Origin of the sequence: Streptomyces boluensis, from assembly GCF_009908195.1 — a bacterium.
Taxonomy (GTDB): domain Bacteria; phylum Actinomycetota; class Actinomycetes; order Streptomycetales; family Streptomycetaceae; genus Streptomyces; species Streptomyces boluensis.
This window is the reverse complement of sequence record NZ_JAAAHS010000206.1, coordinates 1-13,466: the sequence shown is the minus strand read 5'-3', so window position 1 is coordinate 13,466 and position 13,466 is coordinate 1. Positions and strand designations below refer to the sequence as shown.

General features: G+C 71.0%; 12 protein-coding genes and 1 pseudogene. 3 read left to right on the top strand and 10 right to left on the bottom strand.

Annotated elements, in window-relative coordinates:
* A partial coding sequence (locus GUY60_RS23335) for a cellulase family glycosylhydrolase (protein ID WP_376771309.1) occupies positions 1-1,329 on the top strand: 1,329 nt, incomplete at its 5' end.
* 99 nt (positions 1,330-1,428) lie between these two features.
* On the opposite strand, the gene GUY60_RS23330 is transcribed toward GUY60_RS23335, so the two are convergent.
* From GUY60_RS23330 to GUY60_RS23300, 7 genes are all read right to left on the bottom strand, one after another.
* On the bottom strand, positions 1,429-1,866 hold the full coding sequence (locus tag GUY60_RS23330) for an SPW repeat protein (protein WP_161700959.1): 438 nt from the start codon (positions 1,864-1,866) through the stop codon (positions 1,429-1,431).
* Positions 1,867-2,078: 212 nt separating this feature from the next.
* Positions 2,079-2,888, bottom strand: a complete 810-nt coding sequence (gene xdhC, locus GUY60_RS23325; RefSeq protein ID WP_161700957.1) for a xanthine dehydrogenase accessory protein XdhC — start codon at positions 2,886-2,888, stop codon at positions 2,079-2,081.
* Position 2,889: 1 nt separating this feature from the next.
* Positions 2,890-5,286, bottom strand: coding sequence for a xanthine dehydrogenase molybdopterin binding subunit (gene xdhB / locus GUY60_RS23320; protein WP_161700955.1), 2,397 nt, complete (start codon positions 5,284-5,286; stop codon positions 2,890-2,892).
* Positions 5,283-6,758 (bottom strand): xanthine dehydrogenase small subunit, encoded by a 1,476-nt coding sequence (locus GUY60_RS23315; protein WP_161700953.1) that lies wholly within the window; start codon positions 6,756-6,758, stop codon positions 5,283-5,285. The genes xdhB and GUY60_RS23315 overlap by 4 nt, the downstream gene beginning before the upstream one ends.
* Positions 6,759-7,204: 446 nt before the next feature.
* Positions 7,205-7,807, bottom strand: a complete 603-nt coding sequence (locus GUY60_RS23310; RefSeq protein ID WP_161700951.1) for a DUF998 domain-containing protein — start codon at positions 7,805-7,807, stop codon at positions 7,205-7,207.
* Positions 7,808-7,824: 17 nt separating this feature from the next.
* Positions 7,825-7,989: a hypothetical protein gene (locus GUY60_RS23305; RefSeq protein WP_161700949.1), complete on the bottom strand. Its 165-nt coding sequence runs from the start codon at positions 7,987-7,989 to the stop codon at positions 7,825-7,827.
* 154 nt (positions 7,990-8,143) lie between these two features.
* Positions 8,144-9,631, bottom strand: coding sequence for a membrane-associated oxidoreductase (locus GUY60_RS23300; RefSeq protein WP_161700947.1), 1,488 nt, complete (start codon positions 9,629-9,631; stop codon positions 8,144-8,146).
* 141 nt (positions 9,632-9,772) lie between these two features.
* Between GUY60_RS23300 and GUY60_RS23295 the strand changes: the two genes are divergently transcribed.
* Entirely contained in the window at positions 9,773-10,150 is a 378-nt protein-coding gene (locus GUY60_RS23295) for a VOC family protein (RefSeq protein WP_161700945.1), read from the top strand.
* 70 nt (positions 10,151-10,220) lie between these two features.
* Here the strand turns inward: GUY60_RS23295 and GUY60_RS23290 are convergent, their stop codons facing one another.
* Both GUY60_RS23290 and GUY60_RS23285 read right to left on the bottom strand, forming a co-directional pair.
* Positions 10,221-11,561, bottom strand: coding sequence for an NAD-dependent succinate-semialdehyde dehydrogenase (locus GUY60_RS23290; protein WP_161700943.1), 1,341 nt, complete (start codon positions 11,559-11,561; stop codon positions 10,221-10,223).
* A 157-nt stretch (positions 11,562-11,718) separates the two neighbouring features.
* Positions 11,719-12,350, bottom strand: a pseudogene (locus GUY60_RS23285) (MFS transporter).
* 166 nt (positions 12,351-12,516) lie between these two features.
* Here GUY60_RS23285 and GUY60_RS23280 point away from each other — a divergent pair.
* A complete protein-coding gene (locus GUY60_RS23280) occupies positions 12,517-12,870 on the top strand; it encodes a hypothetical protein (protein WP_161700941.1) in 354 nt (117 codons plus the stop codon).
* Between the two features lie 105 nt (positions 12,871-12,975).
* Here GUY60_RS23280 and GUY60_RS23275 read toward each other — a convergent pair whose 3' ends face one another.
* The gene (locus tag GUY60_RS23275) at positions 12,976-13,458 is read right to left on the bottom strand and encodes a hypothetical protein (protein WP_161700961.1); all 483 of its coding nucleotides are present in this window, start codon (positions 13,456-13,458) and stop codon (positions 12,976-12,978) included.
* Between the last annotated feature and the right edge of the window lie 8 nt (positions 13,459-13,466).

The window sequence follows — 13,466 nt, the reverse complement described above, 5'->3', positions numbered from 1 at the left end:
GCTGCCCCCACTGCCCCCACTGCCTCGCCCGCTACAGCTCCCGTCCTCACCGACGCCCAGGGCCGCACGCTCACGCTGCGCGGCTGGAACGTCGAGGACAAGGCGAACCGGGGCGCCGACGCCCTGTCCGCCATCAAGGAGAAACACTTCCGGGACATGCGGTCCAAGGGCTTCAACTTCGCCCGCCTGCTGGTCTTCTGGGACGACCTGGAGCCACGGCCCGGACAGTACAGCCGCGACTATCTGCGCAAGATCGAGCGCGTACTGGACTGGGCCGAGCGCTATGACGTACGGGTCCTCATCGACGCGCACCAGGATGTGTTCGGGCCCGCCTTCGGGCACCGCGGCATCCCCGAGTGGGCCACCAGGACCGACGGGCTGCCCTTCGAGCCGCACCCGGACGACTGGTTCGCCGAGTACTTCGAACCGGCGGTGCAGCGGGCCTTCACCCACCTCTACGAGGACGAGGACCTGCGGCGCGCCCAGGCCCGTATGTGGCGGGTGCTCGCCGAGCGCTTCGACGACCACCCGGCCGTACTCGGCTACGACCTGATCAACGAGCCGATGGGCGAGCTCACTTTGGGCGAGGACCTGCCGTCGGCGGCCCGCCGTATCGAGCGCGAGCATCTGACACCGATGTACAACCGCCTTGCGGACGCGGTGCGTTCGGCCGACCGGGACAGCTGGATCTTCGTCGAGCCGACCCCGATCGTCGGCGAAGGCGTCCCGACCGGACTCGGCCGGATCGAGGACAAGAAGGTGGTGTACGCGCCGCACTTCTACAACACGGGCATGGAGGCAGGCGCGGACTACGACCCGTCGGCGGGCTGGATCGAGGCCTACGAGAAGGCCGTTACGCAGTACCCCGAGAAGTACAAGGTCCCTGTGGTGGTGGGCGAGTGGGGCCCGCTCAACAACTCCCTGCCGAACATGAACCGCTTCTACCGGGACGCCATGGCCTCCCTCAGCCGCTACAGCTCCGGCTCGGCCGGCTACGTCTGGTGCTACGGGGGCGGCTACTGCGCCGTCGACGAGTCCGGCACGTTCCGTACGAACAAGGAACTCACCGCTGAGCCCTACGCGGAGGCGGTCGCGGGCACGGTCGAGTCGTCCGCGTACGACGCCGGGACCGGCGTCTACCGGCTGACGTACGAGGCGGCCGCGCGCCCCGGACGGCGGCTCACCGAGATCTCCCTGCCCTCGAAGGACTCGAAGGACTGGCAGGTCAGCGCGGAAGGAAAGGCCGCGGTGATCCGCCACGAGCCGGGCCGGGCCTGGGTGTTGGCGGCTCCGGGGGCGCGGGTGACAGTGACGGTCGAGCGCCGCTGAGGCACGCCCCGGACACCGGCCGAGGCACGCCCCGGACGCGGAAGGCCGGTCCGCTCACGCGGACCGGCCCACTCGGATTTCCTGTGCGGGTACGTCCTCCTACCTGGGGTTGCTCCTCGTCGCCGTACCGGCGCACAAAAGCCCCAGTACCACGGCCAGCGCACCGATGATGATGTTGTTCACGACGACCCCGGTGTCGGGGCTCGTGCCGACGATCCACGGAGCAATGATCATCCAGGCACCCATCGCGCAGCAGGCCCAACTCAGGCCGTACATCCGCTCCGGAGCCCGGGTGAACCCGAGGGCCAGCAGGCTGATCGCGATACCCACGATCAGGTTGTGGGCCACGAGCTGGGGCTGGCTCGTCGTGTAGTGGAGTATCCAGGGGGATACGGCGCAGTACAGGCCGAGCAGGAACACCGGCCCGTCCACGAGCGCCACATCGCGACCACCGAGCATTCGGGCGTAGCGGTCCCGCATTTCCGGGACATCTGGGTGAGCAGTTATGTCACTTCTCGTGGGCTGCACGTTGGCCATGGCTGCCTCCTTGGCTGGCAGGCCTCACCGCGCGTTCTGCGGTGTGCGGTAAGCGCCACCTAGAGACATAATGCGCTTATTTTTCCTTTATGTGTAGGGACCTTCGGGGTCATTTTGAGCAGTACATGGTGTTCGTCCGAAACCGTCCGCGGAGGCCGTCCAGGGCCCGACCTCGGAAGCCGCCGAGGGCCGCAGGAGGCGTACGGGGACGCTCAGTTCCCCTCGGCCTCGAAGGTGCGCAGCACATCGGCGGCGACGCTCACGGCGATGGTCGCGGGGTCCTTGCCGGTGATGTCGGCCAGGCCGATCGGGGTCGTGATCCGGTCGATGGTGGCCTCGTCGTGACCGCCCTCGGTGGCGAGCCGCTTACGGAACCGCACCCACTTCGCCGCCGAACCGATAAGGCCGATGGGGCCGAGGTGCCCGGTGCGCAGGGCGGCGTCGCAGAGCGCGGCGTCCTCGGCGTGGTCATGCGTCATGATCACGACGTGGGTGCCGCGCGGCAGTTCCTCCAGGACCTCCTCGGGCAGCAGCGGCGTGTGATGCGTGTGCACCTGCGCCACCGCGTCCGCGAGTACGCCGAGCCGCTCCTCGGTGAGCATGGCGGCGCGGCTGTCGATCAGGTGCAGGTCGAGGTCCTGCCGGGCGAGGATGCGCGCCAGTTCAAGGCCGACGTGCCCGACGCCGAAGATCGCCATGGCGCGTACCACCGGCAGCGGTTCGAGCAGGACGGAGACGGTGCCGCCGCAGCACTGCACGCCGTGCCGGTTGGTGACCTTGTCGTTCAGGGCGAAGTCGATCAGGTCGGGCTCGGGTTTGGTGGCGGCGATCATCTCGCGGGCCCGGTCGATCGCGACGGCCTCGACGTTGCCGCCGCCGATCGAGCCCCAGGTCCGGTGCTCCCCCACGACGAGCTTCGCGCCGGGCTCGCGCGGGGCGTGGCCGCGCACGGTCGCGACGGTCACGAGCACGCCGGGTTCCCGGCGTGCCCGCAGCCCCGCGACCGCGGCGATCCACGTCATGTCAGGCACCGCTCAGCACTTCCGCGCCGGCCGGGATCCCGTCGGCCGCGCCCTGGGCCTGCTCGTCCGTGCCGCCCTGGCGGGCCGCCTGGATCGCCCAGTACACCGCTTCCGGCGTCGCGGGCGAGGCCAGCTCGACACTGGCGCCGTCCGGCCCGAACTCGGCGGCGGCCTGCCGCAGCGCCTCACGCACCGAGAACGCCAGCATCAGCGGCGGCTCGCCCACCGCCTTGGAGCCGTAGACCGCGCCCTCCTCCGTGGCGTTCTTCATGAGGGTGACGTGGAACTCCTCGGGCATCTCCGAGAAGCTCGGCAGCTTGTACGTGCTCGCCGCCTGGGTGAGCAGCCTGCCCCGGTGCGGCCCGTCACCGGCGTCCCAGCGCATGTCCTCCAGGGTCAGCCAGCCCGCGCCCTGCACGAAGCCGCCCTCGACCTGGCCGATGTCGATCATCGGGGAGAGGCTGTCGCCGACGTCGTGCACGATGTCCACGCGCCGGATGCGGTACGCGCCGGTGAACCCGTCGACCTCCACCTCGGCCGCCGCGGCACCGTAGGAGAAGTACTTGAACGGGGTGCCCTTGAACGCCTTCGCGTCCCAGTGCAGGCCCTCGGTCCGGTAGAAGCCGGCCGCCGACAGCTGCACCCGCTGGAAGTACGCGGTACGCACCAGGTCGTCCCAGGCCAGCTCCTCGTCACTGCCGAGGGTGCGCGCGACGCCCGCCACGATGCGTACGTCAGAGGCGCTCGAACCCAGCTGGCTGGCGGCCACCTGCACGAGCCGTTCGCGCAACTGCTCGCAGGCGTTCTTCACCGCCGCGCCGTTCAGGTCCGCGCCCGAACTCGCGGCGGTGGCCGAGGTGTTGGGGACCTTGTCGGTGCGCGTCGGGGCGAGCCGGACCTTGTGCAGCGGGATGCCGAGGGTGGTCGCGGCCACCTGCAGCATCTTGGTGTGCAGGCCCTGGCCCATCTCGGTGCCGCCGTGGTTGATCAGGACCGAGCCGTCCTTGTAGATCAGCACGAGCGCGCCGCCCTGGTTGAAGGCGGTGAGGTTGAACGAGATGCCGAACTTGATGCCGGTGAGCGCGAGGGCCCGCTTGGCGTGCGGGTGCGCGGCGTTGAAGGCGGCGATCTCGCGCTTGCGGTCGGTGACACCGCCGTTCGCCCGGACTTCCTCCCAGACGGCGGAGATCCGTTCCGGCTGCGTGACCTGCTGTCCGTACGGCGTCGACTGGCCCTGCTCGTAGAAGTTGCGCTCCCGCAGCTCCATCGGGTCGAGGCCGAGCAGTGGTGCGCACCGGCCCATGATGTCCTCGATCACGAGCATGCCCTGGGGTCCGCCGAAGCCTCGGAAGGCGGTGTTGGAGACCTTGTTGGTCTTCGCGATGCGCCCGGCGATACGGGCGTTGGGGATCCAGTACGTGTTGTCGATGTGGCACAGCGCGCGGGCCGTGACCGGCTCGGAGAGGTCCAGGCTCCAGCCGCCGTCGGCGGTCAGGGTGGCGTCCAGGGCGCGGATCCGGCCGTCGGCGTCGAAGCCGATCTTCCACTGGGCGTGGAAGCCGTGCCGCTTGCCGGACATGGTGAGGTCCTGGGTGCGGTTGAGCCGCAGCCGGACCGGGCGGCCGGTCAGTTTTGCGCCGAGCGCGGCGACGGCCGCGAAGCCGTGCGGCTGCATCTCCTTGCCGCCGAAGCCGCCGCCCATCCGCAGACACTGCACGGTCACCTCGTGACTGTGCAGGCCGAGCACGTGCGCGACGATCTCCTGGGTCTCCGAGGGGTGCTGCGTACTGCTCTGTACGAACACCTGCTGGGCCTCGTCGATGTGGGCGAGGGCGGCGTGCGTCTCCAGGTAGAAGTGCTCCTGGTCGGAGAACTGGAACTCGCCGGTGAACACATGGGCGGAGTCGGCGAAGCCGGCGTCCACGTCTCCGGCCAGCATCACGGGCCGGGCGCCGTGGAAGCTGTCCGCGGCCATCGCGTCCTGCAGCGTGATCACGGACGGCAGTTCGTCGAGTTCCACCTCGACGGCGGCGGCGCCGATCCGGGCGGCCTCCAGGGTCTCGCCGAGCACCCAGGCGACCGCGTGGCCGTGGAACATGACCTCGTCGGGGAAGAGTGGCTCGTCGTGCTTCATCCCGGCGTCGTTGACGCCGGGCACGTCGGCGCCGGTGAGGACGCGGACCACGCCGGGCACGGCGAGCGCGGGCTCGGTGCGCAGCGCGGTGATCCTGCCGTGCGCCTTCATGACCTGGACCGGGTACGCGTGCAGCACGTCCTTGGTGCGTGCGACCAGGTCGTCGGTGTAGAGCGCGGCGCCGGTGACGTGCTGGACGGCGCTCTCGTGCGGCAGGGAGAGGCCGACTGCGGGCTTCTCGGGACGCTCGGACAACTGGCTCATGCCGACACCGCCTCGGTGGTCTGTGCGTACAGCTTCTTCAGGCTCTGGCCGAGCATCGCGGAGCGGTACAGGGCGCTGGCGCGGTGGTCACTCATCGGGGTGCCCTCGCCGCGCAGCACCCGGGCCGCGGCCTCGACGGTGGCGGCGGACCACGGTCGGCCCTCCAGGGCGGCTTCGGTGGCGAGCGCCCGGACGGGGGTGGCGGCCACACCTCCCAGGCCGATGCGCGCCTTGCGTACGGTGCCGTCCTCGATGTCGAGCGCGAAGGCGACGGCCACGCTGGAGATGTCGTCGAAGCGCCGCTTGGCGATCTTGTGGAAGGCGGTGACCGGCGAGAGCGGCAACGGCACCCGCACGGCACGGATCAGCTCGCCGGGACGGCGCACGCTCTGCCGGTACCCGGTGAAGTAGTCGGCCAACGGCACCTCGCGCTCACCGTCGGCGTCGGCGAGCACCAAGGACGCGTCGAGGGCGAGCAGCACGGGCGGGCTGTCACCGATGGGTGAGCCGGTGCCCAGGTTGCCGCCGAGGGTCGCGCTGTTGCGGATCAGGCGGGACGCGAACTGCGGGAACAGCTCGGCGAGCAGCGGGACTTCACCGTCGAGGCGCCGCTCGATCTCGGTGAGCGTGAGCCCCGCCCCGATCTCGATCCGGTCGGACTCGACGCGCAGCTCCCGGAGTTCGGGCAGCCGGTCGACGGCGACGACGCAACTGGCCCTGCGGGAGCGGATGTTGACCTCCACGCCCCAGTCGGTGGAACCGGCGACCACCACGGCCTCGGGCCGCTCGCGCAGCAACCGCAGGGTGTCGGCGAGGGTGTCCGTACGCAGGAACTCGCTGCCGTCCTTGGCGTACTCGGTGGCGACCGGGGCGGGCGCCGCCTGCTCACGGCGCCGGGCCAGCGGGTCCTCGGCGGCGGGCTCCCCCACGGCGAACGCGGCGTCGCGGATCGGCCGGTACCCGGTGCAACGGCACAGGTTGCCGCTGAGCGCGTGCAGGTCGAACCCGTTCGGCCCGTGCTCGGGGTCGGGGTTTTTGGTGCTGCCGGCGTCGCTGTCCGTGTGGGCGCAGCGGTCGGGCCGGTAGTACTCGGCGGCCATGCTGCAGATGAACCCCGGTGTGCAGTAACCGCATTGGGATCCGCCACGGACGGCCATCTCTTCCTGCACGGGGTGCAGGGTGGGCGCCGTACCGGCCTCGCCGGCGGTGGCGAGCCCTTCGGAGGTGATGACCTCCTGCCCGTCGAGTGCCGCGGCCGGTACGAGGCAGGCGTTGACGGCCACCCAGTCGGTGGGCTTGTCCACACCGGGCCGCGCCACGAGCACCGAGCAGGCCCCGCACTCACCTTCCGCGCAGCCCTCCTTGGTGCCGGTGAGGCCGCGCTCGCGCAGGAAGTCGAGGGCGGTGGTGTGCGGGGCGGCGGGCGCGAGCGGGGTCGCCTTCCCGTTGACCGTGATCCGCGCCGCTGTCATCTCAGACCTTCGCCGCGGAGCGCGTTCGGTCGCTTCATCATGTTCGCCAATGTCAGTTGCCAAGGGTCAGGGCAGCTTTCTGTGATCAGTGTTCTGTGATCAGACGCGCCACGTGCGGGAAACGGGCGCACGACGGCACGCGGCAGCGGCGTGCCGGAAGTCGTCCGGGGTGCGTGGGGAAACCGGATGTGCCGGGTCGGGCACATCAGAACGGCGGCGGGGTACTCAGCAGCCGTGCGCGATCCGACCCGGAACCCAGGCGGTGCACTGGGCGAGGCGACCGAGGTCAGAGCTGATGTTCATCTGCGGGTCGCCTCCTTCGGTCGTCAGGGATCTACAGCTACCGAAAATTAGTTCCTGTGGGCACGGCGGTCAAGGGGGCGGCGAGGCCCTTCAGTAAGGGACACGGGTCGCGTCCCCTCAACTGCCGCGCCCGCACAGGGAGTTCAGTCCTGCACTCCCGCCCGAGGCCGCTCCCGCAGACAGGACGTCACCACCACGAAGGGCCATACCGTCTGCACGGTCGTCAAGACACGTTCCGCCACTCCGGCCGCGCCCTGGCGCTGTAGTTCGATCAGGAACCACAGGGCGCCGACCCCCATCAGCGTGCAGGCCGCGAGGGACAGCGTGGGCCGTAGGCCCCAGGGCGCGGATCCGTCGCCGTCGGCCGCAAGGACAGGCCACAGGGCCATGAGCGCGAACCCGACCCCGACCACCCAGCCGTGCAGCAGGGAACCCCCGCTCCCCTCCGGCACCGGGGACAGCGCCATCCCGATCACCGCGAGACCGCCGCAGCCGAGCGCCAGCCTCCCGGCGCGCGCGGCCGCGCGCAGTCCGCTCGCGGTGACGACGTGGCACAACCCGAGCACGACAAGGGCCGCGGTGAGCACCCAGCGCCCGGACGCCCCTGCGGCCGCCATGACACTGATGGTCTCCGCGGCCGGGTCGTACCCGGGCCCCTGGAATACCGCCGCGACCGACCAGCCGCCGACCAACAGGAGCGGTGCGCACGCGGAGGAGAGCACGGCCCACCAAGGTACAAGCCTCATCAAGCAACCATAAATATCTATTCCTCCCACGCCTGCGTCGCCACGTGTCCGGGCGCGGACACCGAAGTCACCGCGGCCGGTGCGGCGAGTGCCGTGTCCGGTGCGGATACGGCGACGGGGGTGGCGAGCGCGGCGGCGATGGCGAGGACGGTGACGGTCCGCAGGGTCCACTTCAGCAACACGGTGAGGCTCCTATCTCGATACGTAACGGGAGGTAGATCTCCTACGCCTTGATCGTCGCCGTCCGTCCGGTCGCCGGGCATCGTCCGGAGGTCGGGGCCGTCTCCGCCGCGCGGGGGAGGCCGCCCCGGCCCGCGCACGGGCCGGGGCACGTACTCACTGGCGGCTCACCGTGCGGGTGATCCCGGCGAAGACCGTCGTGGCCAGGAGCCAGCCGGAGATGACGAGGGTGTACGCGAGCGCCTGCTGCCAGCCCGTCGGGTCGAAGGCGCCCTCCTGGCCGAAGGAGATCACCGGCAGCAACAGGTCGAGCGTGAAGAACGCCGGGTCGAAGTCCGGCGCCTCCTCCGGCTTGAGCGGGCTCGGGTGGTGCACGGCGAAGGCGGCCGAGCCGATGGCGAACAGGGACAGCAGCCAGGCGGCGGCGAACATCGGGCGGAAGCCGTAGCCGACCGTGACCTCCTGGAGCAGCCCCCACACGCGGCCGTACCGGGGCAGTGTGCGGCGGTGCCGGCGCAGCTTGGCGAGCTGGACGGCGCGGGCGGCGTGGTCGTCACCGACGCGGAGGTAGGCCGCGGACAACTGCTCGTAGTTGTGCGGGAGATAGCCGTCCTGGTCCCGGTCCAGCATGGGGAGGCGGCGCTCGGCCGGTTCGTGCGGGGTGAGGGTGGTGTAGGTGAGGCCGCTGAAGTACACCTGGTCCGGGACCACCTCCGGTTCCAGGAACAGCACGTCGATCTGGGCGCGGCGCAGGTTGAGGGTGCCCTCGATCAACGGCCCCTTGCGGAGCCAGAGTTCCCCGATGGTGGAACTCCCCGCGCGCAGTGCCGTGCCGTCGGGGTTCGAGAGATGGGCGTACGACAGGTCGAGGCGCCCGGTGATGCGGGCGCCGCGCAGGCCGACCCAGCCCTCGGTGCGTACCCGCCGCATGTGGAAGTCGTTGCCCACGGTGACGGTCTGCGCGTCGAGGGCGGCGCGGCCGGGGTGGCGCAGCCGCGCGTCGTCGAAGGTGACCGAACCGGCGACCGAGGCGCCGGTGAGCAACACCTCGCCGTGGACGCGCAGTCCGGGTGCGTACAGGTTGTCGCCGATGGCCGCGTGGCCGAGCCGGATGGCGGGCCATTCGCTGTCCGGCGGGACGACCTCGGCCCTGTTGAGGAACAGCGCCCCCTCGATCCGCGCGCCGCCGAGCCGTACATACCCGTGGAAGCGGCAGTCGCTGAGTTTCAGCATCCCCTCCACCTGCACGGTAGCGGCGGCGAGTCCGGGCAGTACGGAGCGGGACAGGTGGAGCTGGCGCAGCCGGGACGCGTACACGACGGGGGTGTTCTCGAAGTAGCAGGCGGTCAGCTTGATGGCGTGGTCGACGCTGCCGTGGGACAGGTCGAGGGTGCCGGTGATTCTCGCGCCCGCCACGTCGAGGGAAGGTATCTCCCCGTCCTCCAGCGGCCCGTTGAGGAGCAGGGATCGCAGCACCTCGGCCCGGACGGTCCGCTCGGGGCCCCAGTCGGCGCCCTGCGCGGCGTTCTGGACGGCGTTCTGGGCGCCCTCCTGGTCGCCGTCCGGGCGGAAGTCCACGAACGCGCCCTTGGGGAAGGCCTGCCACACCCGCAGCTCTGCGGGCGAAAGATCATTTCTGTCCACCGTCCGGGACTCTGACGGCACCCCCGCCGGACTGTCAACTCCCGTTGTTCCAGGCCCTGTCGTGGTGCTGTCGTGGTGCTGTCGTGACACCGTCGCCGTCGCGGTGGCACGCGGAACAGCGACTGAGGCAAGATCACGGGCATGGTCTCTGTGGTGCAGAACGTCGCGATCGACTGTGTGGACGCCTATCGCCTTGCCCGGTTCTGGAGCGAGGTGCTCGGCCGCCCGCTGCATCCGGAGGACGAGCCGGGTGACCCGGAGACGGACGTGATGCTGCCGGAGGGCCCGCTCCTGCACTTCAACCAGGTGCCGGAGCCGAAGACGGCCAAGAACAGGATCCACCTGTGCCTGCGCCCGGAGACCTCGCGCGAGGAGGAGGTCGCGAGGCTGCTCGGCCTCGGCGCGACCCTCGTCGCCGACCGCCGGAAGGACGACGGCGCGGGCTGGGCGGTCCTCGCGGACCCCGAGGGCAACGAATTCTGCGTTCTGCGCAGCGCGGCGGAACGGGCGGACGGCTGACGCGGGGCGCAGGCCGCCTCCCGTTCAGGAGCCGGCCCGCGCCCGGACGCCGGGCACGGAACGAGCCGGATCAGCCGGCGGTCACCGTACGGATCAGCTTCTTGTTGACGAACTCCTCGATGCCCGGCCGGCCCAGCTCCCGGCCGAAGCCGGAGCGCTTGATGCCGCCGAAGGGCAGCTCGGCGCCCTCCGCGCCGACACCGTTGACGAAGACCATGCCGGCGTCGATGCCGTCGGCGACGCGCGCGGCCTGCGCGGCGTCCGTGGTGAAGACGTACGAACCGAGGCCGTACGGGGTGTCGTTGGCGATGCGCAGCGCGTCGTCCTCGTCGGCCGCCTTGAAGACCATCGCGACCGGGCCGAACAGCTCCTGGCGGGCCATGGCGTGGTCGGTGGTGAGCCCGGTGAGGACCCCGGCCGGGAAGTGCGCGCCGTTCCGCTCGCCCTCGGTGTGCAGGGTCGCGCCCTCGGCGACGGCGGCGGCCACCTGGCGGTCGAGGTTCTCGGCGGCGGTGACCGACGAAAGCGGGGCGCCGGACTGGCGGACGAGGAGCTGGGCGGTGAACTTCTCCACGAAGGCGTCGTACAGCTCGGCCACGACGACGAACCGCTTGGCGGCGTTGCAGGCCTGACCGGTGTTGTCGAGGCGCGCGGCGACGGCGGACTCCACGACGGAGTCGAGGTCGTCGGTGGAGAGCACCACGAACGGGTCGGAGCCGCCGAGTTCGAGGACGACCTTCTTCAGGTTCCGCCCGGCGATCTCGGCCACGGCGGCACCGGCGCGCTCCGAGCCGGTGAGGGACACACCCTGGACGCGCGGGTCGGCAATGACCTCGGCGATCTGCTCATTGGTGGCGTACACGTTGACGTACGCGCCGACCGGGAAGCCCGCCTCCTGGACCAGCTTCTCCAGGAGGGCCGCGGTGGCCGGACACTGGGGGGCGTGCTTGAGGACGATGGTGTTGCCCGTGGCGAGGTTCGGGGCGGCGAACCGGGCGACCTGGTACGCGGGGAAGTTCCACGGCATGATGCCGAGCAGCACGCCCACCGGGCTGCGCCGGATGACGGCGTGACCGGCGCCGGAGGTGACGTTCAGCTCCTCGTCGGCGAGGAACTCCTCGGCGTGGTCGGCGTAGTAGTGGTAGATGTCGACGCAGAAGTCGACCTCGCCCTCGGCTTCGTCCTGCGGCTTGCCCATCTCCCGCACGATGCTCTCGGCCAGCTCGGCACGGTGCTCGCGGTGCAGATCGCCGAGCCGGCGAAGCAGCGCGGCACGCTCGGCGACCGAGCTGTTCCGCCCCCAGGCGGTGGCCGCGTGCGCGGCCTCGACGGCCGCCGTCACCTCGGCATCGGTGGCGGTGGGATAGGTCTCCGTGGTCTTGCCGGTGGACGGGTCGGTGACGGCGTACATCAGATCTCCCTGAGGGTGTGGTCGATACGGCGGCCGGGGCGGTCCCGCGTGCGTGTGTGCCGAAGGACCGATCTTGAAGAACCCTACGACTCCGCCCCGGCGTACCGGGCGCTCGGGACAAGCTTGTCCGAAAGCCTCATCTGACAGTCCTGTGGGATCAGGCGGATGGTGGTTCGGCGGCGCGGACCGGCAGCGTCCGTCCCAGGCGGGCGAGCGGCGACAGGGCCATCACCAGCGGGGACACCAGCATGCCCACGGCCGCCACCAGGAGGCTGCTGCGCAGGCCCCACTCCCCCGCGAGCAGCCCGCCGAGCAGGGAGCCGAGCGGGGCCATGCCCATGCCGACGAACACGCGCGGCGTCAACTCCGGTTGCTGCGGCAGCAGTTCGGTGCGTTGGATCCGCCGGATCGACAGGAACGACAGCGCGAAGAACCCCGTGCCGGACGCGGCGGCGAGCGGCGCCGCGAGGAGTGACACCAACCCGCCGCGGAGCGCGGGCCCACCGATCTGCGCCGCGGACCGGCTGCCCTCCAGCGCGCTGTTGCCCCGCAGCAACTGATCGCGCCGTACGAGCCGTACGAGAGACGCCTGCCCTCGCCGTCGGGGTGCTCTCCGGGCAGGCCGAGCCAACCGAGGAGCCCGGCCACTGCGGCGGCACCCAGGACGAGGGCCCGGCCGGCGTCGGCCACCACCATCACGGTGCGGGTCCGCCACCGGTCGACCCACGCGCCGACGAACAGCGAGAGCAACAGCAGCGGCGCCTGCCCCACGGCCCGGAGCACACCCAGCCCGGTCCCGCCACAGCCTCGGTCCCTCCCCTTACCCCTGCTCCGTTATCTCTGCTCCGTACGGGTGACGGCGGAACCTTACGCCTGCGGGGCGGCGCGTGCGGGGCGCGCGGGGCCGGTATCGGTGAGGCGTCCCTGATCAACTCACACGGAACGAGAACCCTTCGTGCGTCTGCGTCACACCGTCGCCGCCTCCTGCGGCGCCTTCGCCCTCACGGCTCTCCTCGCCGCCCCGGCTTCCGCCGCGACCGGCGACTTCTCCTACTCGTTCGTCGGCATCAGCGGCGACCGGCAGTCGGCCACGCTCCACAACCCCGAGAGCGGGCAGTGCGTGACGATCCCCGAGGCGGCCGACCCGGATTCGTCCCACACCGCCTTCGCGCCGCACAACTTCACCGACTCGTACGCGATCGTCTTCACCGAGCCCAACTGCACAGGCGACGTCTGGAGGTTGAAGCCGCACGGCCGACCGGCCACCGACCAGCTCGCGCTGCGGTCCGTGGTCTTCGTCGGCGCCTGAGGCAGCCGCTCCGAGGCGACCTCGCCGGTGCCCTCGCTCGTCACGAGCGGGGGCACCGGTGCGTGTGGGCGCGACGACTCTGCCGATACGGGGATGGGGCGGGCGTCAGGTAGCGGATCCAGGTGCGGAGGCTCGCGGTGTGCGGTCCTGCCGCGCGATGGCCTGGGCCACCTCGTGGACAGCGCCACGTATCAAGTCGCCGTAGGCATCCCGCGCAAGGCTCGGGGCGTGGGTCCTGGCGGCGTCGATGTGCTCGGCGGCGGCTCGGAAGGAGCCGAGTCTGCGGTAGTTGTCGGCGAGGTTGAGGTGCAGGGACGGGTAGAAACCGGCGAGTTCGAGGCTGTCGTGGTGGCGCTGTACGCGCTGCTCGGTCAGGGCGTCGGCGGCGTCCAGGGCGCGGATGTCCCAGGCGAGGGCCTGGGCGGGATCTTCGTAGAGGTCCGCCAGGTGGTGGGCGAGGGAGCAGCGGTGCAGCGGGTCGCCGGTGACGCCGATCGTCGACCACAGGTTCAGGAGCTTCCGGCGAGCCGAAGCGGCGTCGCCTCCTCGGCCTTCGACGACTGCGTGGCCGATGGCTTCCATGGTCAGGTCGGGGG